This window comes from Litoreibacter arenae DSM 19593 (genome assembly GCF_000442275.2).
GTDB classification, from domain to species: Bacteria; Pseudomonadota; Alphaproteobacteria; order Rhodobacterales; family Rhodobacteraceae; genus Litoreibacter; species Litoreibacter arenae.
The window spans coordinates 869190-895127 of record NZ_KE557306.1; the positions used below are offsets into that span (position 1 = coordinate 869190).

A 25938-nucleotide genomic window follows, 5' to 3' on the forward strand; every position below is an offset into this window, starting at 1 on the left:
CCCCTTTTCTTTTAGGGAATCGGTGCGTAGTGTCAGGCAGTACAAGTTACGATCAGGGAGATCACTCATGAAAAAACTGTTGCTTGCAACTACCGCCACGGCCCTTTTGTCCGGCGCGGCATTTGCTGAAGACGTCAAGATCGGCATCATTTTGGGCTTCACCGGCCCGCTGGAATCGCTGGCCCAACAGATGGCTGGCGGCGCTGAAGCGGCGATCAAGGAAGTCAGCGAGTCCGGCAAGCTGCTGGATGGCGCGACTGTCGAGGGCATCCGCGCGGACAGCACCTGTGTCGACGCTGCCGCCGCGACATCGGCTGCGGAACGACTGGTCACATCCGACAAGGTAAACGCCATCATGGGCGCGGACTGTTCCGGCGTGACCGGCGCGATCCTGTCCAACGTGGCGCTGGCAAACGGCACCGTGATGATTTCGCCATCCGCGACGTCCCCCGGCCTGTCCGATGCCGAGGATAACGGGTTGTTCTTCCGCACCGCCCCGTCCGATGCCCGCCAAGGTGTCGTGATGACCGAAGTGCTGTTGGAAGAAGGTATCGAGTCGGTCGCACTGACCTACACCAACAACGACTACGGCAAGGGTCTGGCTGACGCGTTCCAGACCGCCTACGAGGCAGCTGGCGGCACCGTCACCATCTCTGCGGCGCATGAAGATGGCAAGGCCGACTACTCCGCCGAAGTTGGCGCACTGGCCTCTGCCGGTGGTGACCGTCTGGTCGTTGCGGGTTATGTTGATCAGGGCGGCTCCGGCATCGTGCGGGCTGCGCTGGATTCCGGTGCCTTCGACACGTTCCACTTCCCCGATGGCATGATCTCCGACAAGCTGGTCGAGAATTTCGGTTCGGAAATCGACGGCTCCACGGGTCAGAACCCCGGCACCGACAGCCCCGGCGCGCAGAAGTATCAAGAGATCATCGGCGATGCGTTCAACGCGACATCGCCTTTCTCTGCGGAAAGCTATGACGCTGCCGCGCTGATCATGCTGGCGATGCAGGCTGCGGGTTCCGCTGACTCGTCCGAGTTCAAGGACAAGGTCATGGATGTGGCCAACGCACCGGGCGAGAAAATCTACCCCGGCGAGTTGGGCAAGGCGCTGGACCTGATCAAGGCGGGCGAAGATATCGACTATGTCGGTGCGTCGGCGGTCGAGCTGATCGGTGGCGGCGAGTCTGCTGGCAACTACCGTCAGGTGACCTTCACCGACGGCCAGTTGGAAGTGGTCAAGTACCGCTAGGTTGTAGCGACGAAGATCTGAAAACAGCCCGGAGCAATTCCGGGCTGTTTTGCTAGGGGAGACAAAAATAATGATCGTCGTAGACGACTTGCATAAACATTTCGGCGGATTCCATGCCGTAGACGGCGCCAGCCTGACCATTCAGGAAGGATCAATCACCGGATTGATCGGACCGAACGGCGCTGGCAAAACCACTCTTTTCAACGTGATAGCGGGCGTTCTTCAACCAACGTCCGGCAGGGTGACCATGGCGGGCGAGGATATCACCGGCCTGCCGCCGCACACGCTGTTTTCCAAAGGCTTGCTGCGCACGTTCCAGATCGCGCATGAGTTCTCCTCCATGACGTTGCGCGAAAACCTGATGATGGTGCCGGGCAACCAGTCCGGCGAGACGCTGTGGAACACATGGTTCGGCCGCAAACGCATCGCCGACGAGGAACGCGCGCTGGCGGCCAAGGCCGACGAGGTGCTGGAGTTCCTGACCATCGACCATATCAGTGACGAGCGGGCGGGCAATATCTCGGGCGGGCAAAAGAAGCTGCTGGAGTTGGGCCGCACCATGATGGTCGACGCCAAGATCGTGTTCTTGGACGAGGTCGGCGCAGGCGTGAACCGCACCCTGCTCAACACCATCGGCGACGCGATCATCCGGCTCAACAAGGAACGCGGCTACACCTTCGTGGTGATCGAGCATGACATGGATTTCATTGACCGCCTCTGCGACCCCGTCATCTGCATGGCAGAGGGCCGCGTGCTGGCGGAAGGCACGCTGGACGAGATCAAAGCCAACGAGCATGTGATCGAGGCCTATCTGGGCACTGGTCTGAAGAACAAGGTGGCCCACGCATGAGCGACGACAAGTATAGCGCCCGCGGTAACAAGGATGCGTCGCTGGGCAAGAACCCGACGCAAGCGGTCGGCGGCACCATCGAGACGCAGCGCACCAAGCACGCGCCCACCAAGGGTACACCTGACGAGCCCTATCTGATCGGCGATGCGATGTCCGGCGGCTACGGCCAAGGCCCTGACATTCTGCACGACTGCACCATCGCCGTGAACGAAGGCGAGATTGCCGTGATCGTCGGCCCCAATGGCGCAGGCAAGTCCACGGCGATGAAGGCGGTCTTCGGGATGCTCGACGTGCGCCGTGGAGCAGTGCGCTTGGGGGGCGAGGATATCACCGCCCTGACCCCGCAGGCGCGCGTGGCGAAGGGGATGGCCTTCGTGCCGCAAACCTCCAACATCTTCACCTCCATGACGGTCGAGGAAAATCTGGAAATGGGTGCCTTCCTGCGCCGCGACGACATCCAGAAAACCATTGAGCAGGTCTATGAGCTGTTCCCGATCCTGCGCGAGAAACGCAATCAGGCGGCGGGTGAGTTGTCCGGCGGTCAACGCCAGCAGGTCGCTGTGGGCCGCGCGTTGATGACCCAGCCGAAAGTGCTGATGCTTGACGAGCCGACCGCAGGGGTCTCGCCCATCGTGATGGACGAGCTGTTCGACCGGATCATCGAGGTTGCCCGCACCGGTATTTCCATCCTGATGGTGGAGCAGAACGCCCGACAAGCGCTTGAAATTGCGGATAAAGGCTATGTTCTGGTGCAGGGCCGCAACCGCTTCACCGATACGGGGCAGGCTTTGCTGAACGACCCCGAAGTCCGCAAAAGTTTTCTGGGGGGCTGAGGATGAAGCACCTGTATATCGCTATCGCCGCCGCTCTCGTGAGCGCACCCGCGCTCGCCACGACATGCACGTTCACCACAGAGTGTTTCGAGGCGGAAGCCTGCGCAGACAGCGCCTTTACGGTCGCCATTGAGGAAAAAGACGGTGCGACCCGTCTGGTCAGCGACGCCGAAACTATCCCCGTCAGCGTCGGCGGCAGCGACGCCGCCCGCGTCTACGTAGGCGTGACAGACAGCGCCTTCCACCTGATGAGCAGCAGCGCATCGGGCGTGGCCCGCTATTCGACACATCTCTATGACGGGCCGATAATGGTGAATTACCTCGGAAGCTGCGAGGGAGCAGAATAATGGATTTCTTGAACGCAATCGTCGCCTTCGCCAACTTCGTTCTGGTCCCCGGCACCGCCTACGGCGCACAGCTTGCGCTTGGTGCGCTCGGGGTGACACTGATTTATGGCATCCTGCGGTTCTCCAACTTCGCCCATGGCGATACCATGGCCTTCGGCACCATGTTCGTGATCCTGATCACTTGGGGCTTCCAAGGTCTCGGCATCAGCTTCGGCCCCTTGCCCACTGCCCTGCTGGCCCTGCCCCTCGGGATCGTGCTGACGGGCTTCGTGCTGATCGGCACCGACAAGATGGTCTACAGCTTCTACCGGCAGCGGAAGGTGAAGCCCGTGGTGCTGGTCATGGTCAGCCTCGGGGTGATGTTCATCATGAACGGGCTGACGCGCTTCATCATCGGCCCCGACGACCAACGTTTCGCCGATGGGGAGCGGTTCATCATCTCCGCCCGCACTTTCAAAGAAATGACCGGTCTGGAGGAAGGTTTGGCGATCAAGACGACCCAAGGCATCACCGTCATCACCGCCGTGATCGTGGTGGCGATCCTGTTCTGGTTCCTCAACAAGACCCGCACCGGAAAATCCATGCGTGCCTATTCCGACAACGAAGATCTGGCGCTGCTCTCCGGCATCAACCCGGAACGTGTGGTGCTTTACACATGGTTAATTGTGGCGGCTCTGGCGACCGTTGCAGGCACGCTTTACGGGCTTGATAAGTCGTTCAAGCCGTTCACCTACTTCCAGTTGCTGCTGCCGATCTTCGCCGCCGCAATCGTCGGCGGCCTGGGCAACCCGGTCGGTGCCATCGCCGGCGGTTTCGTGATCGCGTTCTCCGAGGTGACGGTGACCTACGCCTTCAAGAAGGTCGCGACCTACATCCTGCCGGATGCGCTGGCACCCGACGGGCTGCTCCAGTTAATGAGCACGGATTACAAGTTCGCCGTGTCTTTCTCGATCCTGATCATCGTGCTGCTGTTCAAACCGACCGGCCTGTTCAAAGGACAATCCGTATGACCCGCCGCGACGCACTTCTCTTCGTATTCGTCGGTTTCCTGATCCTCGGCACCGGCTTCACCCAGTCGTGGAACTCGGCGCTGCTGATCCTGAACATGGGACTGATCTCGGCCATCATGGCTTTGGGCGTCAACCTGCAATGGGGCCTCGCGGGCCTGTTCAACGTGGGCGTCATGGGGTTCGTAGCACTTGGCGGGTTGGCGACTGTCATCACCTCCATGCCCCCCAATGCCGAGGAATGGAGCGTCGGCGGCCTGCGCGTCATCTTCGGCCTGCTTCTGGGTGCCGGCACGATCATCGCAACCATCATTGCGCGGCGACGCATGTCCAAGGGCCGCGCCCGAACCTTCGCGACACTGGCGATCCTCATCGGCGGCTTCTTCCTGTTCCGCTACGTCTTCGACGGCGGGGTCGAGGCGATCGAGGCAGTCAATCCGGCCTCCACCGGCTACCTTGGCGGGCTGGGCCTGCCTGTCTTGCTGGCATGGCCCATGGGCGGTCTGCTGGCAGCCGGGGCCGCGTGGATCATCGGCAAGACGGCGCTTGGCTTACGCTCCGACTATCTGGCCATCGCGACACTGGGCATCGCCGAGATCATCATCTACATCCTCAAAAACGAGGACTGGCTGTCGCGCGGCGTGAAAAACGTCGTGGGTCTGCCGCGCCCAACGGGTGTGCCTTACGAGATCGACTTGCAGAACAACGCAGGCTTCGTGGAACGCGCGGCGGGCCTCGGTCTGGACCCTGCGACCGCGTCCACGCTCTACGTAAAAATTGGCTATTCGGTTCTGTTCACCGTGGTGTTGGTACTTCTGCTCTGGCTGGCGCAAAAGGCCCTGAACTCGCCTTGGGGCCGGATGATGCGGGCGATCCGCGACAACGAGGTCGCGGCCGAGGCCATGGGCAAGGACGTGACCGCGCGGCACCTGCAGGTGTTCATCCTCGGCTCCGCCATTTGCGGCATCGCAGGCGCGATGATGACGACACTCGACGGCCAGCTGACCCCCACCAGCTACCAGCCCCTGCGCTACACATTCCTGATCTGGGTGATGGTGATCGTCGGCGGCTCCGGCAACAATTTCGGCTCGGTCCTCGGCGGCTTCCTGATCTGGTTCCTCTGGGTTCAGGTCGAGCCAATGGGCCTTGCTCTGATGCAGCTTATCACCGCGGGCATGTCGGACGGGTTCTGGCTGAAGGACCACCTCATCGACAGCGCCGCGCATATGCGTTTGCTGACCATGGGTCTGGTCCTGCTTCTGGTGCTCCGGTTCAGCCCGCGCGGCCTGATCCCCGAACGCTAAAGTAACCGCTCATTAAGGTTAACGCGCCCCGGTCTGATCAGGGGCGCGCGGACCTCGTTTCCATTTGGTTAAAAATACTCAAAGAGCCTGGGCTTCAGCTCACACTATGCCCGCAGCTTACGCCCCTCGGGATCAAACGGCGGCTCTGCCAATACCACCCCGCGATGCGGCCGCCCGAGGATCATCACGTCGACCTCAGCGCCCGCCTCGACGCCTTGCAAAAACCCGAGCGCCAGAGACTTGCCGACGCTATACCCATAGGCCCCCGAACTGACCCGGCCAACAGGCGTTCCGTCTGGCAAAAATACCGGCTCGCCGCCCGTTGCATCCGCCTGATCCACGTCGAGCACCTCGATAATGCTCAACCGCTCGCGCGGTGCGTTCTCTTGCAGCACCGCATAGGCGTCCTTGTTCAAAAACGCCTTGTCCATCTTGATCAGATCCGCCAGCCCCACCTCCTGCGGCCAGTATTCCGGGCTGTATTCGCGCGACCACGACCCGTACCCTTTCTCGATCCGCAGCGACATCAGCGCGCGGGAGCCGACGGGCCCTGCACCGAATGCCCGTCCCGTCTCGATTAACGCCGCGTAAAGGCGCTGCTGGTCCTGGGTCTTGCAATGCAGCTCCCAGCCCAGATCGCCGGTGAAAGAGACTCGCAGCGCGATGAGGTCCACCCCTGCTAGCGTGATCCGCTGCGATCGCATGAACGGGAAATCCCGGGTCGCCAGCGACGCGTTGGTCAACCGCTCCAGCAACGCGCGGCTGTCGGGCCCTGCGACGTTGAAGCCGCAGATGGCTTCGGTCTTGCTTTCAAACACGACGCTGTCGGGGCGCTCCACCATGTTGAAGAAGCGCAGATGATACCGCTCCGCCATACCGGAGCCGACGATCAGGAACTCCTCGTCCCCCAGCTTGGTCACGGTAAAATCGCCCGCGATCCCGCCGCGCACGCCGATCAGCGGTGTCAGGCAGGACCGCCCCACGGCCTTCGGCATGTTATTGGCGAACACTGCGTTCAACCAATCCGACGCCCCCTGCCCGCGCACCGAGTATTTCGCGAAGTTGGAGATGTCGATGATCCCCGCCCGCTCGCGGAGCATACGGCACTCATCGCCGACCGGCTCGAACCAGTTTTGGCGGGTGAAACCGTTGGTGTCCTGAACACCGACCTCATCTGCGAACCATAATGGATGCTCCCACCCGTAGTTCAGCCCGAACACCGCGCCCATGGCTTTTTGCGCCTCGTAAATCGGCCGCACGCGGGCGGGACGTCCGGCGGAGCGTTCCTCATTGGGGAAGTGGATCGAAAAGCGGTTGGCATATTGGTCGCCAACCTTTGCCTTGGTGAATTTCTTGTCCGCCCACGCGCCAAACCGCGCCATATCCCACGGGAACATATCCAGATGCGGCTCGCCCGTGACAATCCATTCCGCCGTGAGCGAGCCAAGCCCGCCGGATTGCGAGAACCCCGGAATGATGCCGTTGCAGCAGAAATACCCTTTCAGTTCCGGCACCGGACCGAACAGCGCGTTGGCGTCGGGTGACCAGATCATCGGGCCGTTGATGACCCGCTTGATCCCTGCAGTGCCGACGACCGGCACGCGGTCGATGGCGCGCATCATGTTGTCCTCGATCCGCTCCAGATCGTCAGCGAACAGCTCATGCCCGAAGCCTTGCGGGGTGCCGTCCTCCGCCCAGAAACGCACGTCCTTTTCATAGGCGCCAACCAACAGGCCCTGACCCTCTTGCCGCAGGTAATACTCCCCATCGCGGTCCGCGACCGAAGGCAGCCGCCGGTCCATCGCGGCAATCTCGGGAATTGTCTCCGTGACGAAATACTGGTGTTCCGTCGGTTGCAAGGGCAACGCGATCCCCGCCAGCGCCGCCACTTCGCGGCCCCACAATCCGGCGGCGTTTACCACCACGGGCGTCACGATATCGCCCTTGGGCGTCTTTACCACCCATGTCCCGTCCGATTGCTGGTCTGTCGCGGTCACAGGGGTGAAGCGGTAGATCTCCGCCCCGTTCTGCCGTGCGCCGGTGGCGTAGGCATTGGTCACGCCGGACGGGTCCACATTGCCGCCGGACGGCTCGTACATGATGCAGCGGATGCCATCGTAGTTTACCAACGGATGCAGGCGCTCTGCCCCGGCGCGGTCCACCTCGTAGAAGTTTAGCCCGTAATACTTGGCCTTCGCCGCTTGCAGACGCAGCTGATGTTCCCGCGCCTCGGTCTGCGCCAGATAGAGCGATCCCGGCTGGAACACCCCGCAAGACTGCCCGGTCTCGGCCTCCAGCGCGTTATACAGATCCATCGTGTAATTCTGGATGCGGGTGATGTTGTTGTTGTCATGCAGCCCGTGAATGTTCGCCGCCGCGTGCCATGTGGAGCCGGAGGTCAGCTCGTCACGCTCCAGCAGCACCACATCGCTCCAACCCAGCTTGGTCAGGTGGTACAGGATCGAGCAGCCGATCACGCCGCCCCCGATAACAACGGCCTGTGCGTGGGTCTTCATGGCGGGGCTTCCTCGTTTGGTTTTCACCAAACTGACCTGTCGGGCGGCGTCATTCATCCCCCCAAGGCGACAAAACTTTTCTCACCGCGACAAATCTACTGCGCTGTTTCGCCGTCCACCTCTTTCAACACAGTTCGCGCGGTGGAGCTGCGCAATCTGTCAATGTCAGGCTCGAACAGCAAGGCTGCCTTTGCGCGCCGGAACTCCAGAACCGCTGCGATATGTGCAGCTTCTGCCATTTCAGCGCTGTCATGTTGCATCAGACGGGACAGGGCCGATTGCAGGCGTTGCTGGACCTCGATCAACGCCGCGCCGTCCCTTGCCAAAGCGCCATAGCCGTCCTCGATCAAGTCCTTCGGGTCGAGCGGGCGCACCCAGAGATGGGGGTGTTCGGGCTCGTCGGTGACCTCCGTTTCATCCTTGTACCCGTACAGGATACGCGCCACTCGGGTGATGACGTCGATGGCCGTCCCCGGATCGTTGATCCCGGGCGACAGCGCCTTGGACGCGATCTCGCCCAGCACCATCAATCCGAAACGCGGGTCTTGGTCATAGGTCCGCATGTCACCGATCTGGATGTGAGAATGCACGATCTCACCCATGTCCTTTTCATCATCAGGCCCGCCGTCACGACCGACCCAATAGGCGATCTTCTCGCCCTTCATCACGAACTTGCCTACCGCCGCGCTTAAATAGACGTCGGCGTTATTCTCATGTGCGGCCTCGTTCAGGGACTCCTCGTAATACTGCTGGATATAGCCGGTCTCCGACGCGCGAACGGCCTCGGCGCCGTCAGGCAGGCTTACATCATCCGTCCACGGATTAGCGCCCAGACAGGGCTTGGCCAGCCGCGCCTCGAACTGCTTCAGCGTGATCCCTTCAATCTGCCGCGTCGTGTCCATCAGGCTGCCGAAGGTCTGCAAATGCAGCACCCAACGGATCATGGACACAACCACATAGGCCAGCACCAACACCGTGGTGATGAACAGCACCGCCGCGCGCTCATCCGCAAAAACGCCAAGCTCGCGCAGGATGATCGCGACCAGTGCATAGACATACGCCCCGATAAACGCGGCAAGCGTGTTCTGGGTCGTCGGGTCCTGAATAATCAGACGGTGTAGCCGCGGGGTGAATTGCGACGAGGAGCTGCGATAGACCGTCACCATCACCGTCAGCGAGAACGTGGTGACCGCCAGCATGGCGTTGGCGATGATGCTCAGCAAACGGTCCGCCGCCTTGCCGGAAATATAGCCGTTCATCTTCTCCGGCAGGAAATGCCCGATGGCCTGCGCCAGAAGCAAGGCCACGATCGCGACCAATCCCATGACAACGACGCGCACCCATAGTTCGCGCCACAACTCCTTGGCAAAGCGCAACAATGTGTTTGGCCAAGCGGTGAAATGATTGAGGATCGACTTCAGTCTATCCATGTCGGGGCCTTGGTCTTAATCGACATCGGGCGTCGCTTTCATGCAATTGGGGGGCGTCGTTTCTCATAAGGTAGGCTAAAACCAACTGTGAGGAACTTCCATGCAAACTTCCACCCGCGTTTGTGTCATCGGCGGCGGCGTCGTCGGGGCCTCGGTGCTGTATCACCTGACCAAGCTGGGCTGGAGCGATGTCATGCTGGTCGAACGCTCGGAGTTGACCTCCGGTTCCACATGGCACGCGGCGGGCGGGTTTCATACGCTGAACGGCGATACCAACATGGCGGCGCTGCAGGGTTATACGATCAAACTCTACCGCGAGTTGGAGGAAATCACCGGCATGTCTTGCGGGTTGCATCACGTGGGCGGCGTGACGCTGGCGGATAACAAGGACCGTTTCGACATGCTGGTCGCGGAGCGCGCCAAGCACCGCTACATGGGGCTGGAGACCGAGATCGTGTCGCCAGAGGAGATCGCCAAGATCGCGCCGATCACCAATCTGGACGGGGTCGTCGGCGGGCTCTACGACCCTCTGGACGGCCACCTTGACCCCTCCGGCACGACCCACGCCTACGCCAAGGCCGCCCGCATGGGCGGGGCCACGATTGAAACCCATGTCAAGGTTGAGGCCACTATGCAGCGCCCCGACGGCACTTGGGATGTGGTGACCAACAAGGGCAACATTCACGCGGAGCATGTGGTCAACGCCGCCGGTCTTTGGGCGCGGGAAGTGGGCGCTATGGCGGGCATCTACCTGCCGCTGCATCCGATGGAGCATCAGTATCTGGTGACCGAAGAGACCCCCGAGATCTACGAGCGCGACACCGAGCACCCGCATGTGATGGACCCGGCAGGCGAAAGCTACTTGCGGCAGGAAGGCCGCGGCTTGTGCATCGGCTTCTATGAACAACCCTGCCGCCCATGGGCCGTCGATGGCACGCCATGGGATTTCGGCCACGAGCTGTTGCCTGACGATTTCGACAAGATCGAGGACAGCGTCACCTTCGCGTTCAAACGCTTCCCCGTGCTGGAACGCGCGGGCGTCAAATCGGTGATCCACGGCCCGTTCACCTTCGCCCCTGACGGCAATCCGCTGGTCGGCCCTGTGCCGGGCTTGCGCAACTACTGGTCGGCCTGCGGCATCATGGCGGGGTTTTCCCAAGGCGGCGGTGTCGGTCTGATGCTTGCGCAATGGATGATCGAGGGGGAATGCGAGCGCGACACCTTCGCCATGGATGTTTCCCGCTTCGGCAACTGGATCACGCCGGGTTACACGCGGCCAAAGGTGGTCGAGAACTACCAGCGTCGCTTTTCGGTCAGCTACCCGAACGAGGAACTGCCCGCCGCACGCCCCCACCGCACGACGCCGATGTATGACATCTTCACCGAAATGGGCGCCGTCTGGGGGCAGCAATTCGGGCTGGAGGTCGCCAACTACTTCGCCCAAGGCGACGAGCCGACACATGAGACACCCAGTTTCCGCCGCTCCGACGCGTTCGCCGCCACCGCCCGCGAGGTCAAGGCTGTGCGCACAAAGGCGGGCATCAACGAGGTGCAGAATTTCGGCAAATTCCGCGTCACAGGAGACGGCGCACGCGCATGGCTCGACCGGATCATGGCGGGCCGCATTCCTGACGCAGGCCGCTTGTCTCTAACCCCGATGTTGTCGCGCAAGGGCCGCTTGATTGGCGATTTCACCGTCTCCTGCGCCTCCGAGACCGAGTTCTACCTGACCGCCTCCTACGGCTCACAAGCCTACCACCTCCGCTGGTTCGAGCAGAACGCAGCCGACGGCGTGCGTGTCGAAAACATCTCCGACAAGCTCACCGGTTTCCAGATCGCAGGCCCCCTGTCGCGCGAGATCCTGCAAGCCTGCACCCGCGACGACGTGGCCTCCATGCGCTTCCTTGACGTGCGTCCGATGACCATAGGCCAGGTTGCCTGCCGCGTGCAGCGCGTCAGCTATACCGGCGATCTGGGCTACGAGATTTACTGCGATCCGATGGACCAACGTCAGTTGTGGCATACGCTCTGGGCGGAAGGTCAGCCCAAGGGCCTGACCCCGTTCGGGATGCGGGCGATGATGTCGCTCAGGCTCGACAAGTTCTTCGGCTCGTGGCTGTCGGAATTTTCCCCCGACTACACCGCTGCCGAGACCGGCATGGACCGCTTCATCAGCTTCAGGAAAGACGCCGGTTTCATCGGTCGCGCCGCCGCAGAGGCAGAGCGTCAAGCGCCTCCCGCCCGCCAGCTTTGCGCCTTCGAGGTCGATGCGGACGACGCCGATGTCGTGGCTTACGAGCCGATCTTCATCGACGGCAACGTACAGGGGTTCTGCACCTCAGGCGGCTATGCGCACCACTCCGGCAAGTCCATCGCGCTCGGCCTGATCCCGCGCGAACACGCGGCAGAGGGTCTTCGCGTAGAGATCGAAATCCTGGGCCAAATGCGCCCCGCAACGCTCCTGACCACGCCACCGTTTGACGCGGACGGGTCCAGAATGCGCGGCTAAGGGTTTCATCTTGGCAAAATATTCCCGCCGGAGGCATCCCCGGCGGGCAACTCATCACACCGCTGGCGCGTGCTACTCGATCTCTTCCACAATCACCAAATCACGCTCCGCCGCGCCTTCGGCAAACTTCAATGCCGCCTGATAAGCGTCTGAATAATAACACTCATGCGCCTTCTGAAGGGACGGAAACCGTGCCACCACATTGCGGGCGCGGTCATTGCCCTCCAACTGCTCATAGGACCCGTTACGGGCGATGAACACGCCCTCATGGTCGGCGATGGCCTTGGTCGCACCGGCGGCATATTTGGCATAAGCCTCCGCGTCGGTGACTTTCACATGGGCGATCCACAAAGCTGCGGGCATTCTATCCTCCGATCACGGCCTTGGCCGCGTTGATTGCTGCGTCTGAATTCTCGGCGCTGGCACCGCCGCCTTGCGCCATTGCTGGGCGGCCTCCGCCGCCCTTGCCGCCAAGCTCGGCCACTGCGGCGCGGACCAGATCGACTGCGGACAACGCTCCCGTCAGATCATCCGTCACACCGGCCGCTACCGCCGCCTTGCCATCAGCGTCGGCTATCAGCAAAACCGCACCTGACCCCATCCGCGCCTTGTGCTCGTCAATCAGCGCGGGCAGGTCCTTGCCCGACACGCCCGACAGCACTTGCGCAAAGAACGCCGTGCCACCCACATCTTCATCAGCGACCTGAGCAGCACCTCCGCTCATCGCCAGTTCGCGGCGTAGCGTTGCGATCTCATTCGACAGCGCCTTTCGCTCATCCAGCAAGGCTTTGACCCGTGTCGGTACGTCCTCGGCGGAGGCTTTCAGCATCAGCGCCGTCTCGGCCAATCGTGCATCCTGCGCACTGAGGTAGTCAAACGCCGCCTGCCCCGTCAGTGCCTCGATCCGGCGCACCCCCGCGCTTGATGCGCTGTCGCCCAGTGTCACGAACATCCCGATGTCGCCTGTCTGTTTCACATGGGTGCCGCCGCACAATTCAATCGAATAAGTCTGCCCGTCAGAGCCCTTACCCGTCGCATCACGGCCCATCGACACGACACGCACCTCGTCACCATATTTTTCGCCAAACAGCGCCTGAGCGCCCAATTCGCGTGCATCATCCGGCGTCATGATCCGCGTCTCGACCGGGCTGTTTTGCCGGATGAAGCGGTTCACATCCGCCTCTATTTGTCGCAACTGCTCCAGCGACAGCGCAGCATTGTGGCTGAAATCGAACCGCAACCGGTCATCGGCATTCAGCGAGCCGCGTTGCGCGACATGATCGCCCAATGCCTCACGCAGCGCCTCATGCAACAGGTGCGTGGCGGAGTGGTTCGCCCGGATCGCGCTGCGCCGCGCATGATCCACGACCAGTTCCGCACCCGCGCCCACGCGTAACTCGCCCTCGGTCACCTCGGCGAAGTGGATGAACACCCCAGCCGCCTTGCGGGTATCGGTGATAACACCAGCGCCAGCGTCGGTTTTCACAGTGCCGCTGTCGCCGACCTGACCACCGCTTTCAGCGTAGAACGGCGTCTGGTTGAACACCAACTGCACGGTATCGCCCGCCTTGGCGACATCCACCTGTTTGCCGTCTTTGAGGATAGTTAGTAGCTGCCCTTCGGCCTGCTCCGTGTCGTAGCCCAGAAAATCCGTCGTGCCATGCTTATCGGCAATGTCGAACCAAACGGTGCTGTCGGCGGCCTCTCCGGTGCCCGCCCAGGACGCACGCGCCTTGGCCTTTTGCTCCGCCATCGCGGCGTCGAAGCCTTCGGTGTCAACACCTCGGCCCTTCTCGCGCATCGCGTCCTGTGTCAGATCAAGCGGGAAGCCGTAGGTGTCATAGAGCTTGAACGCCGCCTGCCCCGGCAAATCGGTGCCGTCCGGCAAGCTGCCCACTTCGTCATCAAGCAGCCGCAATCCGCGCTCCAGTGTTTGCTTGAACCGCGTTTCCTCGGCCCGCAGGGTCTCTTCGATCAACGCCTGAGCTTGGCCAAGTTCCGGATAGGCAGCCCCCATCTGGCCCACCAGCGCGGGCACCAATTGATACATCACAGGGTCTTTCGCCCCCAGCAGGTGCGCGTGCCGCATCGCGCGGCGCATGATCCGGCGCAGCACATAACCGCGCCCGTCATTGGACGGCATTACCCCGTCCGCAATCAGGAACGAGGTCGAGCGCAGATGGTCCGCGATCACCCGATGATGCACGTTCTGTTCGCCGAACGGATCGGTGGAGGTCGCATTGGCCGATGCCTCGATCAGCGCGCGGAAAAGGTCCGTGTTATAGTTGTCATGGCTGCCTTGCAACAACGCCGCGATGCGCTCCAGCCCCATGCCGGTGTCGATGCTCTGCATGTCCAGCGCGCGCATCGAGCCGTCCTCGAACTGCTCGTTCTGCATGAACACGATGTTCCAGATCTCGATGAAGCGGTCGCCATCTTCCTCAGGGCTACCGGGCGGGCCGCCCCAGATGTGATCGCCATGGTCATAGAAAATCTCGGTGCAGGGACCGCAGGGACCTGTCGGACCCATCTGCCAAAAGTTGTCGGCGGTCGCGATGCGGATAATCCGTTCCTCCGGCACGCCCATTTTCTTCCAGATGGCGTAGGCCTCGTCGTCTGTGTGGTAGACGGTGACCGACAGGCGGTCCTTGTCGATGCCGAAATCCTTGGTGATCAGTTCCCACGCGAAGGCGATCGCCTCGTCCTTGAAATAGTCGCCGAAGCTGAAATTCCCCAGCATTTCAAAGAAGGTATGGTGCCGTGCCGTATAACCGACATTGTCCAGATCGTTATGCTTGCCGCCGGCGCGCACGCATTTTTGCGCCGTCGTCGCGCGGGTGTAGTCACGGGTCTCAACGCCGGTGAACAGGTTCTTGAACTGCACCATGCCCGAGTTGGCAAACATCAGCGTAGGATCGTTGCGCGGCACCAACGGGCTGGAGGGCACGACCCTGTGGTCCTGCTTTTCGAAGTAGCGCAGGAAGGTCGAGCGGATGTCGTTCAGGCTGGGCATAAGGCTCACTTTGCGTTGTTTGAAACAGCAAATATCCCCCCGCGCGGTGCAGGTAAAGCCATCCGCTGCGAATTGCCGCGATGAAACGAAAAAGGGCGGCTTGAAAGCCGCCCCTTCAGAAGTCTGCGCGTGGAAGGATCAGCCTTCGATCAGGCCGTCCGTGTCATCTTCCGCCACGGCCTTTTTCTCGACCTCGGGCATGTCGAACTCAAGCCCGTGGGCCGCGCGGATTTTATCTTCGATCTCCAGCGCGATACGGGTGTTTTCCTTCAGGAAGGTCTTGGCATTCTCACGCCCCTGCCCGATGCGGTCGTCGCCGTAGCTGAACCAGGAGCCGGATTTCTCGACAACGCCGGCCTTCACACCAAGGTCCAGCAGCTCGCCCATCTTGGAGATGCCTTCGCCATACATGATGTCGAATTCCACCTGCTTGAACGGCGGGGCGACCTTGTTCTTCACCACTTTCACGCGGGTCTGGTTGCCGACCACTTCGTCGCGGTCTTTCAACGCGCCGATGCGGCGAATATCCAGGCGCACGGAGGAGTAGAATTTCAACGCATTGCCACCTGTCGTCGTCTCGGGGCTGCCGAACATGACGCCGATTTTCATCCGGATCTGGTTGATGAAAATCACCATGCAGTTGGACCGAGAGATGGAGCTGGTCAGTTTACGCATCGCCTGGCTCATCAGTCGCGCATGAACACCGACCGAGCTGTCGCCCATGTCGCCTTCCAGCTCGGACTTTGGCGTCAGGGCCGCAACCGAGTCGACGATAACCATGCTGACAGCACCGGAGCGGACCAACGTATCGACAATCTCAAGCGCCTGCTCGCCGGTGTCTGGTTGGGAAATCAGCAACTCATCGAGATCAACGCCCAGTTTGCGCGCATATTGCGGGTCCAGAGCGTGCTCTGCGTCGACAAATGCACAAACGCCGCCTTGCTTCTGGGCTTCAGCAACACAATGCAGCGTCAGGGTGGTTTTGCCGGACGATTCCGGGCCGTAGATCTCGATAACCCTGCCTTTGGGCAAGCCGCCAATCCCGAGCGCAATATCCAGCCCGAGCGACCCTGTCGAAACAGATTCGATTTGCTGAATGGCGTTCTCGCCCCCCAGCTTCATGATGGAGCCTTTTCCGAACTGGCGCTCGATCTGTGCCAGTGCCGAATCCAACGCCTTTTGCTTGCTCGCTTGGTCTTTGGGGTTCATTTGGAGGAGTTCTGCTGTTGCCATGGTTTCATCCCTTATTTCACACCGCTTTAAGCGCGGCAATGACTGCTTATGTTCGCCTCTTGTTCTGGTACATATGCGGACAAAAGTAGAACACTTCAAGTAAAATCTTCGGGTATCTTTTAGGGAAGCAAGTTAAAGAGTAGTTTAAAAGTATAACAAAATCAGGCGAACGGCCCATCTATGATGATCTTTTTCCAGCAACGTCTGGCTTTCTTGGCTGTTCCAAAAACGGGAACATCCGCGCTGGAACGGGCACTGGGGCAGAAAGCCTCGGCCATCTTTCGTGACCCGCCGGGAATGAAACACACGAATGCGCGCAGTTTCGAGGCCAAATACCGCAAATTATTCGAGCGTGGGAAACTTCCGCCGCTCGAGACGATGGCCGTGATGCGAGAACCGCTGGACTGGCTTGGCAGTTGGTACCGTTATCGCCAGCGTGCGGCATTGAACGGTCATCCTAACAGCACAGCAGATGTCAGCTTCGACCAATTCATCGAGGCCTATCTCTCAGAAACCCAGCCCCCCTTTGCCCAGATAGGCAGTCAAGCGCGCTTTGTGACCGATCAGGACGGCGATCTCTTGATAAATCATCTGTTCTGCTATGAACACCTGTCCACGGCAGTCGATTTTCTAGAACGCCGGTTGGACGAGAAAATTGTGTTGAAACCGGTCAACCAGTCGCCGAAACGCGACCTGTCGCTATCTGCGGAGTTGGACGCCGAACTCCGCACGATCTACGCTGCGGACTTCGAAATCTATGCGGCACTGGAAGAGGGTCCGCTCTCCGTTTCCTAGGCGACCGGATGCCTCACGCGGCAGCTCTGAGATGCTTGCGCACCGCTGACGTCAATTCGTCCAGAGAAAACGGTTTCGGCAAGAACGCAGATTCAGGAATTGTCAGTTGTTCTTCGACCGTGCTCCCGTCCGCGTAGCCTGACATGAACACCACCCGCATATTCGGGCGGGTTTTGCGTGCCTCTTTGACCCATGTGGGGCCGTCCATACCCGGCATGATTACATCGGTCAAAACCACGTCAATATTCAATGTACTGTCATTCATAAGATCAAGCGCCGTTTCACCGCAATCCGCTTCGATCACCTCAAATCCGCGATACTGCAACGCACGGCTGGCAAAAGCGCGCACAGGCGCCTCGTCTTCCACCAGCAGCACAACCCCGTCAGCCGGACCGGTTTCGATAGGCGCATCCGCCACCTTGACCGGTTCCACCGGAGCCAAAGGTCGATCATGCGTTGGGAAATACACCGTAAAAACGGTGCCTCGGGACATATCACTGTCGACGAAGATGAAACCGCCGGACTGTTTGACGATACCGTAGGCGGTAGAAAGCCCCAATCCAGTGCCATCACCGGTCTTTTTGGTCGTATAGAACGGCTCGAAAATCTTGGGCATTTTGTCCGCGGGGATTCCGCATCCGTCGTCCGTGACCTTGACAACAACATAGTCGCCGGCCGGGACGACGGCCCGGTCGCGACGCAGATCCGACGTGAGCTTGATGTTGCGGGTCTCGATCTCGATCTTGCCCTGACCGTCCAATGCATCGCGGGCGTTCACAACCAGATTCATCAAAACTTGCTCAAGCTGGCGCCGGTCGGCGCGCACGGACATGAGATTGGGATCATGCGTCAGGGTCAGGGATATTTGCGCACCAACCAGCCGGTTGAGCAAATGGGTCAGATCCGACAGGGTATCACGCATGTCCAATACCTCCAGCTGGAGGTTCTGTTTACGCGAAAAGGCCAGCAGTTGGCCAACGAGCGACGCCGCCCGGTTGGCGTTCTGGTTGATCTGTTCCAGATCCGCATAGTCTCCGTCGCCTTGATCATGGCGCAGCATCAGCAGGTCGCAATGCCCTGATATGGCCGTCAACAGGTTGTTGAAGTCATGGGCGACGCCACCGGCCAACTGGCCGATTGCCTGCATTTTTTGGCTTTGTACGAACTGCGCTTCAAGAGATTTCAACTCGGTCGCGTCATTGACCATTACGATGAGCGACACTTCCCCGTCACTGATAACGCGACCCAGGGTGACCTGCACATACATCTCGTCCGGGCCACGGCTGCACTTCAATACTTCTGGCTTGTGCAAGCCCTTCCCTTCGGCGGCATCGGACAGCCAGTCCTTAATCGGTCGGCCGAGACCCTCAATCAGGTCGCCCATCGTTTCGGCCGGCTGGTCTTCCAAAGATAGCAGTGAACTGGCAATCCGATTAAAATCCTTGATACGCCCGTCAGGATCAAGTTCCAACAAGGCGATCGGAAAGTCTTCAAGCTGCGTCATTGTAGTCTCGGACGCAATTTGTTCGGCGACCGGCGCCAGAAAATACTCCGTGCGCCCCAAAGCGCCGGCCACGATTATGACCATGGCGTTGATCCCTCCGTCAGTCCCGCTTACGACGACATGCTGGCCCGAAATCCTGGGTATATCGACAAAAATCGCATCCAATTTCTTTGTGCGGCCGCCCACCAGTTGACGCATTGCGTCGTTCATGAACAGCACCGCCCCAGATCCCCCGACTGTGAACATCGGCAGCGATAACCGCTCTGCGGCGTGACCAGGGCCAGAGAACTCCGTATTGGAGTGAATGCGCCAGCTCAGGTAGTCAGAATTGGCGATCCGATGTGCCGCGATGCGAAAGTTGCCCCGTCTGGTCACGACATCTTCATGTGCCGCGTCAATTTTTTGTGCTTTAGCCTGAAGGCGGAACACGATTGCGCTTGCATTAGACATGAACTGGCCCAGCACTTTGTCGAGCGAACCGGCGTCCGGTGCGTCAAGAAGCTTCTTCGCCGCTGCGTTCCTGTAGAGGATTTCACCTGTTGAATCCGTGATGAAGATCGAGCGCTCATCGTGGGCGACAAGGTCTTGCGCGGTGAGAACTGCTTCTGGACCAGCGGAGTTGGACCGTTGCTTCACCAGTAGCAAAACAGCCATCAGCAGACCGACAACCGCGCCAAGCAGGAGGGTCAAATTGCTAATGTTCATCGCAAACGCCACGATTGCCGCAGCAGCCAGCCCGATGGGCAGCAAGACACGCAACATTGTATTCGGACGTATTTTCGGCGTCTTTAAGCTACCGCCTGCCTCGCCTAGTTGGCCCAAACCAACACTCCCAATAGAATCAATCCTCTAAACCATCCCGCAGAACCGTTAACCGGTTCTTAACGGGCGATTTCGCCCCACATATTAAGGCCTAGGTTTTTGCGTCAAGTAAGCGATATAGAACCCGTCACCCCCTTCTAGCGGCGAATAGCGGCGTTCGAACGAGCAATGCCAGCCGTCGTTTTCGGCGCAAAACCGTACGATCTGGTCTTCGTTCTCCCTTCGGAACAACGAGCAGGTGGCAAATGCCAGCACGCCGTCCGGTGCGACCAATTGCGCCGCTTCGCGTAAAATGTCCTGCTGGGTTTCCAGCAACGCTTCGAATGCGCCACGGGTGAGCGACCATTTCCCTTCGGGCGAACGGCGCCACGCCCCGCTGCCCGAACATGGAACGTCACATAAGACCAGATCGAACGGCGACGCCGTCCGACACGCAGCCGTGCTCAGAACTCGAACCTTGAGGCCAGCTCGTTTCGCCCTCGGTTCAAGGTCGCGCAACCGCTGGGGGTTGGCATCATGGGCAAACAGCGCGCCATCATTTCGGTCACCATAGGCCAATACCTTGCCGCCGCCGCCCGCGCAGTAATCCAGCATCCGCTGGGCCGGAGGAAGCGCCGCGCAAATGGCCTGCGAGGCGGCATCTTGCAACTCCACAAGCCCGCTCAGATACGCGGTACTTCCAGAAACTTTTCTGGGGTTATCAATAACTTCAAGGGCGGCTTCCGCCAGATCGTGCGGTTCAGCGGAGATCCCGTCGGCGGCGAGGGATGTGATCGCTTGGTCAACCGAACCCCGTGACAGGTTCACCCTGAGATAAACCGCCGCCCGCTCGGTCAGCGCGGCGGCTATCGCGGGCGCGTCGTCTCCGACCGAGGCGACAAGCTCGGCGGTAAGCCAGTCCGGCATATTGTATCGCATCTCTTTCGATGCGGTAAAACGCGTTTGAAACAAGCCGACGTTCTCGGCGTCACTTAGCGGGGCCGGAGCATGACCCTCTCCGCTGAACAGGCTGTCGAGATCGGCTCGCGGCGTGTTTTGCGCAGCGTGGCAAAGAACCAGCCCGCGCCCGCTCAGTCCAAGCCGGGCATAGGCCCCCCGATTACGCAGGCAATCGAACACGATATCACGCACGGCCGCGCGGTCTTTTGACCCCGCAAATCGCGAGCGTCGGCCCCAGTTGGTAAGCGCTTTCTCGGCAGCTGTTCCGGCCAGATACTGGTCCAGAACCTCAATCGCCGCCGAAAGTCGCGCCGCAGGGGTCATCTAGCCGATCCGGTAATTCGGCGACTCGCGGGTGATCTGCACATCATGCACATGGCTCTCCTTCAGCCCCGCGCCAGTGATGCGCACGAAATTCGCCCGCTCATGCATGTCCTTGATCGTGGCAGACCCGGTGTAGCCCATCGCCGCGCGCAGGCCGCCAACCATCTGGTGAACCACTGCCGCCGCCGAGCCCTTGTAGGGCACCTGCCCCTCGATACCTTCCGGCACCAGCTTGTCGGATGCTGCGTCCTTCTGGAAATACCTGTCGGCAGAGCCGCTGGCCATCGCGCCAAGAGAGCCCATACCGCGATAGCTTTTGAAGCTACGGCCTTGATACAAAATAACTTCTCCGGGGGATTCGTCCGTTCCCGCAATCATCGAGCCGACCATGGCGCAGCTTGCCCCCGCCGCGATCGCCTTGGCAAAATCGCCCGAAAACTTGATGCCCCCGTCAGCGATGACAGGAATATCCCCCGCACCCGATGCGCAATCCATGATTGCGGTCAGCTGCGGCACGCCCACTCCAGCCACCATCCGCGTGGTGCAAATGGAGCCGGGCCCGATCCCGACCTTGACCGCATCCGCCCCTGCGCCGATCAGCGCACGCGTGGCCTCGGCGGTTGCGACATTGCCTGCCATGACCTGCACCTTGTTGGACAGCTTTTTGACCCGTTCCACCGCGATGGCCACGCCCTCGGAATGACCGTGCGCCGTGTCGATCACCACGAGGTCAACGCCCGCGTCGATCAGCGCCTCGGACCGCTCGAACCCGGCATCCCCGACGGTCGTCGCCGCAGCCACACGCAGGCGGCCTAGCTCGTCCTTGCAGGCATGGGGGTTCAGCACCGCCTGCTCAATATCTTTGATGGTCAGAAGCCCCGTCAGCTTGCCTTTGCCGTTGACCACCAGCAGCTTCTCGATCCGGCGGGATTCCATCAAGGATTTCGCCTCGTCCAGATCCGCAGGCTCGCGCAGCATCGCCAGATTGTCGTTCGTCATCATCGCCGATACCGGCGTCTTGTCGTCGCTGGCAAAGCGCATGTCGCGGTTGGTCACGATCCCCAGCACATGGCCTTTTTCATCGACCACCGGAAAGCCCGACACATTGTAGCGCGCTTGCAGCGCCTTGGCGTCCGCCAGCGTCTGGTCGGCGGTCAGGGTAATCGGGTTATAGACGATCCCGCTCTCAAACCGCTTGACGCGGCGCACTTGTGACGCCTGCTCTTCGGTATCGAGGTTCCGGTGGATCACGCCGATCCCGCCCGCCTGCGCCATGGCGATCGCCATGCGGTCCTCGGTTACCGTGTCCATGGCGGAAGACAGCAGCGGGATATTCATGGCAATGGACTTGGTCACGAATGTGCGCGTGTCAGCCGTGGATGGCAGCACGTTTGATGCGCCGGGAACCAGCAATACGTCGTCGAAGGTGAGGGCCTCTCGAATCTCCATGGGGGTACTCCTTGGGGAGGGTTCGTTTGGCAGTTTCCTATTTCACGGATTTCCCTGATGCGAAAGGGCGGATTTTGTGGCAAAGGGGCGCAAACCCGCGCGGAGCACCGAAATATGCCCTCAATCCTCGTCGATGCCGACGCCTGCCCCGTCAAGGAGGAGGTCTTCAAGACCGCCTACCGCCTGAATACGCCCGTCATTCTGGTCGCCAACAGCTACCTGCGCACGCCGAACCATCCGCTGATTTCCATGCAGGTGGTGTCCGACGGGTTCGACGCGGCAGACGACTGGATTGCGGAGAACGCGGGGCCATCCACCTTGGTCATCACCGCCGACATCCTGCTGGCTGGGCGTTGTATCGAAGCGGGCGCGACCGTGCTCGCCCCCACGGGCAAGCCGTTCAACTCCTCCAACATAGGTGGCGCAATCGCCACCCGCGCCATCATGGCCGACCTGCGCGCGGGTCTGGAGCAAACCTCCGGCCCTGCGCCGTTTTCAGGCAAAGATCGCTCAAACTTTCTGAACGCATTGGATCGCGAGCTGCAAAGGTTGAAGCGAGTTTCGCTATGAACGGAGTTTTACGACGCTATGGCGAAACTGACTTTATTACCGGTCTCCGGGCTATCGCAGCCCTTATGGTTGTAATGATCCACACTGGCGCATGGCGCGACTTTGGAGACATTGGTCACTCAATCAGCGATGCGGGCAAATACGGCGTTGACATGTTCTTTGTTATCTCAGGCTTCACGATTGCCAAGACCTTTCAGGACGCGCCGACATATCACGCCTATCTGACACAACGTATGTGGAGGATCCTACCGCTTTACTATCTCGCAATTACAGCGACTCTGGGCCTCTGGGCCTCTGGGCTATTCGGAACACCTCCGCATCTGACTGCCCTTGGTGCAGAGGCTAGCTTCTACAACTGGGCAATCCACATGTCTCTGCTCAGTTATCTTGATTACACGCACGCCAACTCCATTTTGGGAGTCGAATGGTCCATTCCAATCGAAGTATTCTGGTATTTGTCTCTGCCCTTCGTACTAATTTGGGCCAACACATCGCGCCGCGTCTGGTTGATTTTGGGCATATCTCTGATAACAAAAGCGTTGCTCGCCTATGTGACGAAGAAAGCTTTCGGAACATCGTTGCCCAATGCGTGGCTTCCCACAAGCTACGGACATTTGTTTCTGCTGGGAGCGCTCAGTTTTCGTTGGCGAGAACGATTCTCGAATTTGATTCTGGCAAAAGCCCAAGGCGTTATTGTCGGAGCGGTCATATTGTTCATACTCGGTCTGAGCACCACAATACCACTAAGAGGTGAAATTATCGCGCTTTCGACTCTGATGTTACTTTCATTACAAACACCAAGCCGAGGCCGCACGCTCAATGTGATGTTAACTGCCCGCCCCGTGTTGTACTTGGGGTCAATCAGCTACTCGATCTATCTGTTTCATCCCGTGATCATCTATATTTCGGAGCAGTTGGGCTTTAGTACGAACATGTCATGGCTGAACTTCATAATGGTCACAAGCGCTACTGCCGCATTCTCGACCATGACTTACCTGTATATTGAGCGCCCTACGAATCTCATTGGCAAGCAAATGGTCCCTAATCGCCCCGCCCTTTGAACCCTTGGGCCACCACGAACTTCTCGGAGCTGTCGGACCTGCTGGCCCCCGGCTTGAAGTTCGCCACCTTCTTGAACTTCTGCTTCAGGATTTGCTGCAACTCGCCCTCCGCCCCGCCGGCCAGAACCTTGGCGACGAACACGCCGCCCTCTTCCAGCACGTCGAACGCGAAATAGGCCGCCGCCTCGCATAGCGCGATGATGCGCAGGTGGTCGGTCTGCTTGTGCCCACAGGATGCCGCCGCCATGTCGCTCATCACCACATCCGCAGGGCCGCCGAGCCATTCCTTGACCTTGTCGTCCGCACCTTCCTCCAGAAAATCCAGCACATGCAATTCGCAGCCCGGGATCGGCTCCACCTCTTGGATATCAATCCCCAGCACCGAGCCTTGCGCCTTGCCCGCCCGCTCTCCCAACGCGTTCACACGTTTGGAGGCAATCTGGCACCAGCCACCCGGTGCGCAGCCAAGATCGACCACCCGCTTGCCCGGTGTCAGGAAGCGGTACTTGTCGTCGATCTCGGAAATCTTGTAGGCCGCCCGCCCGCGCAAGCCATCCGCCTTGGCGCGTTTCACGTAAGGATCGTTCAACTGCCGTTGCAGCCATAGCGTCGAGGACATGGTGCGCCCGCGCGCTGACTTCACCTTGACCTTCAGGTCGCGCTGCCCGCGCCCCGACGTATTGCCGGTCTTGCCGCCTTTTGGTCCGGTTGGTGATTTGGCCATGTTCTCAACTTCATCTTGGTAAAAATATTCCCGCCGGAGGCTTCCCTACCCCTCCAGCCGCGCAAAGGCCAGCTTAGTAAGGCCCTTCCTCCAAAACCCCGTCACTCGACATCTGGGCGTAGAGCAGTCCTTCACGTAAGCCCCGATCCGCCACAGACAAGCGGTCGGTGGGCCAGACCCGCAGCAAGGCCTGCAAAATTGCCGCCCCCGACATGATCAGCGCATGGCGGTCCTTGCCGATACGCGGGTCGGTGCGGCGGCCTTCGGGCCCCATATGCAGATAGCTCTGGATCACGTGGTCGATCTGGTCCGAGGTCATCCGCAGCCCGTCGACCTTGTTGCGGTCATAACGCTTCAATCCCAGATGCGACGCGGCGACGGTGGTTACCGTGCCCGACGTGCCGACGATCTGGAACCCCGCCCGCACCTGATCGGCGTCGATATAGGGTGTGAACTCCGCCAGATTTTCCTCGAAGAACCACGACATCAACGCGAACCGCGCCCCGTCATCGGTCACATCGTGGAACTGGTCGCGCAATGTGGCGACACCCAGCGGCACCGATATCCAGTCCACCACCTTGGCGGCCGGAAACTCGCTGTCTTTTGGGTCAAACCCCGTGTGCAATCGCATGATGGCGCGGGGGCGGTCCACCTTCGGCACTCGGCTCAGGTCGATCCACACCAACTCGGTTGAGCCGCCGCCGATATCGACCACCAGAAGCTGCTCGGTCTGCACCGACACCAGCGGCGCGCAGGAAATGACCGCCAGCCGCGCTTCTTCCTCGGGCTTGATGATCTCCAGTTCCAGCCCCGTCTCGCGGGTTACCAGATTGATGAATTCCACAGAATTGCTGGCGCGGCGGCAGGCTTCGGTTGCGACCAGCCGCATCCGCTTTACCTCATGGTGGCGCAGCTTTTTCTGGCAAATCTTCAACGCCCCGACCGTGCGCGCCATGGAATTGCGCGACAGCTTGCCGGAGCTTTCCAGCCCCGCCCCAAGCTGCACCGATTTGGAGAAGCTGTCGACGACATGGAACTGGCTGCCCTTGGGCTGCGCAATCAACATGCGGCAGGAATTCGTGCCCAGATCCAGCGCCGCATAGAGGTCTGCCGGGTCGGGTTTGCCTGCGGGTGCAGGCTGGGTCGCGGGCCGCGCGGTCGGCACAAGGGCCGGTTTGACGAACGGGCCCGCACTGTGCGGCGGACGTTTCGCCATGGCGCAGGGCCTCCTAATTCAGGGTTAGGTGTAACGTAGGAGCGCAAACCCGTTGAAGCAAGTAAAGACCTCGCCGCAGCCTCATAAAAACCATGAGCAATATGAGACACGCCCCCGCTGGCCCATTGATGCGATACACCCTAACTAGAGGCACGACACGGGCTTGGTCGCTCCCCCTTGCCCATATGTCGAAAACGCACCTCTTGCCCGCAGGTCAGGCGCATAGTCTTGACCGAACGGCAC

Annotated in this window: 20 protein-coding genes; 10 read left to right on the plus strand and 10 right to left on the minus strand. The window is 60.4% G+C overall.

The window, feature by feature from the left end; genetic code table 11:
- Positions 1–67 precede the first annotated feature (67 nt).
- The 6 genes from THALAR_RS04380 (at position 68) to THALAR_RS04405 (ending at position 5590) form a co-directional block, all read left to right on the plus strand.
- The gene (locus tag THALAR_RS04380; protein WP_021100281.1) at positions 68–1249 is read left to right on the plus strand and encodes an ABC transporter substrate-binding protein; all 1182 of its coding nucleotides are present in this window, start codon (positions 68–70) and stop codon (positions 1247–1249) included.
- 70 nt (positions 1250–1319) lie between these two features.
- Positions 1320–2099: an ABC transporter ATP-binding protein gene (locus THALAR_RS04385; protein WP_021100282.1), complete on the plus strand. Its 780-nt coding sequence runs from the start codon at positions 1320–1322 to the stop codon at positions 2097–2099.
- Entirely contained in the window at positions 2096–2932 is an 837-nt protein-coding gene (locus THALAR_RS04390; protein ID WP_021100283.1) for an ABC transporter ATP-binding protein, read from the plus strand. Before THALAR_RS04385 ends, THALAR_RS04390 begins: the two co-directional genes overlap by 4 nt.
- 2 nt (positions 2933–2934) lie before the next feature.
- Complete coding sequence (locus THALAR_RS04395; protein ID WP_021100284.1) at positions 2935–3279, plus strand: hypothetical protein; 345 nt, start codon at positions 2935–2937, stop codon at positions 3277–3279.
- On the plus strand, positions 3279–4289 hold the full coding sequence (locus THALAR_RS04400) for a branched-chain amino acid ABC transporter permease (protein WP_021100285.1): 1011 nt from the start codon (positions 3279–3281) through the stop codon (positions 4287–4289). Before THALAR_RS04395 ends, THALAR_RS04400 begins: the two co-directional genes overlap by 1 nt.
- Positions 4286–5590 carry a branched-chain amino acid ABC transporter permease gene (locus THALAR_RS04405; protein ID WP_021100286.1) on the plus strand — a complete coding sequence of 435 codons (1305 nt, stop codon included), beginning with the start codon at positions 4286–4288 and terminating at the stop codon, positions 5588–5590. Before THALAR_RS04400 ends, THALAR_RS04405 begins: the two co-directional genes overlap by 4 nt.
- A gap of 104 nt (positions 5591–5694) precedes the next feature.
- Here THALAR_RS04405 and THALAR_RS04410 read toward each other — a convergent pair whose 3' ends face one another.
- Together THALAR_RS04410 and THALAR_RS04415 are read right to left on the minus strand one after the other, a co-directional pair.
- On the minus strand, positions 5695–8106 hold the full coding sequence (locus tag THALAR_RS04410; RefSeq protein WP_040817200.1) for a GcvT family protein: 2412 nt from the start codon (positions 8104–8106) through the stop codon (positions 5695–5697).
- A 95-nt stretch (positions 8107–8201) separates the two neighbouring features.
- Positions 8202–9536 carry a DUF2254 domain-containing protein gene (locus THALAR_RS04415; RefSeq protein ID WP_021100288.1) on the minus strand — a complete coding sequence of 445 codons (1335 nt, stop codon included), beginning with the start codon at positions 9534–9536 and terminating at the stop codon, positions 8202–8204.
- 100 nt (positions 9537–9636) lie between these two features.
- Between THALAR_RS04415 and THALAR_RS04420 the strand changes: the two genes are divergently transcribed.
- Positions 9637–12045 carry a GcvT family protein gene (locus THALAR_RS04420; RefSeq protein WP_021100290.1) on the plus strand — a complete coding sequence of 803 codons (2409 nt, stop codon included), beginning with the start codon at positions 9637–9639 and terminating at the stop codon, positions 12043–12045.
- A gap of 72 nt (positions 12046–12117) precedes the next feature.
- Here the strand turns inward: THALAR_RS04420 and THALAR_RS04425 are convergent, their stop codons facing one another.
- From THALAR_RS04425 to recA, 3 genes are all read right to left on the minus strand, one after another.
- A complete protein-coding gene (locus THALAR_RS04425) occupies positions 12118–12408 on the minus strand; it encodes a DUF1330 domain-containing protein (RefSeq protein WP_021100291.1) in 291 nt (96 codons plus the stop codon).
- A gap of 1 nt (position 12409) precedes the next feature.
- Complete coding sequence (alaS, locus tag THALAR_RS04430; protein ID WP_021100292.1) at positions 12410–15058, minus strand: alanine--tRNA ligase; 2649 nt, start codon at positions 15056–15058, stop codon at positions 12410–12412.
- A gap of 138 nt (positions 15059–15196) precedes the next feature.
- A complete protein-coding gene (recA, locus tag THALAR_RS04435) occupies positions 15197–16291 on the minus strand; it encodes a recombinase RecA (RefSeq protein WP_021100293.1) in 1095 nt (364 codons plus the stop codon).
- A gap of 180 nt (positions 16292–16471) precedes the next feature.
- On the opposite strand from recA, the gene THALAR_RS04440 reads away from it, so the two are divergent.
- The gene (locus THALAR_RS04440) at positions 16472–17086 is read left to right on the plus strand and encodes a hypothetical protein (protein ID WP_021100294.1); all 615 of its coding nucleotides are present in this window, start codon (positions 16472–16474) and stop codon (positions 17084–17086) included.
- Positions 17087–17099: 13 nt separating this feature from the next.
- Here THALAR_RS04440 and THALAR_RS04445 read toward each other — a convergent pair whose 3' ends face one another.
- The 3 genes from THALAR_RS04445 to guaB form a co-directional block, all read right to left on the minus strand.
- Positions 17100–19352, minus strand: a complete 2253-nt coding sequence (locus THALAR_RS04445) for a hybrid sensor histidine kinase/response regulator (RefSeq protein ID WP_021100295.1) — start codon at positions 19350–19352, stop codon at positions 17100–17102.
- Positions 19353–19496: 144 nt separating this feature from the next.
- Complete coding sequence (locus THALAR_RS04450) at positions 19497–20675, minus strand: RsmB/NOP family class I SAM-dependent RNA methyltransferase (protein WP_021100296.1); 1179 nt, start codon at positions 20673–20675, stop codon at positions 19497–19499.
- Entirely contained in the window at positions 20676–22124 is a 1449-nt protein-coding gene (gene guaB, locus THALAR_RS04455; protein ID WP_021100297.1) for an IMP dehydrogenase, read from the minus strand.
- Positions 22125–22238: 114 nt separating this feature from the next.
- Between guaB and THALAR_RS04460 the strand changes: the two genes are divergently transcribed.
- Positions 22239–22694: a YaiI/YqxD family protein gene (locus THALAR_RS04460; protein ID WP_040817205.1), complete on the plus strand. Its 456-nt coding sequence runs from the start codon at positions 22239–22241 to the stop codon at positions 22692–22694.
- Positions 22691–23755: an acyltransferase family protein gene (locus tag THALAR_RS04465; RefSeq protein WP_021100299.1), complete on the plus strand. Its 1065-nt coding sequence runs from the start codon at positions 22691–22693 to the stop codon at positions 23753–23755. The genes THALAR_RS04460 and THALAR_RS04465 overlap by 4 nt, the downstream gene beginning before the upstream one ends.
- Here the strand turns inward: THALAR_RS04465 and THALAR_RS04470 are convergent.
- Positions 23736–24479 (minus strand): RlmE family RNA methyltransferase, encoded by a 744-nt coding sequence (locus THALAR_RS04470; protein ID WP_021100300.1) that lies wholly within the window; start codon positions 24477–24479, stop codon positions 23736–23738. The genes THALAR_RS04465 and THALAR_RS04470 overlap by 20 nt on opposite strands.
- Before the next feature lie 73 nt (positions 24480–24552).
- A complete protein-coding gene (locus tag THALAR_RS04475) occupies positions 24553–25695 on the minus strand; it encodes a Ppx/GppA phosphatase family protein (protein ID WP_021100301.1) in 1143 nt (380 codons plus the stop codon).
- Positions 25696–25938 lie beyond the last annotated feature (243 nt).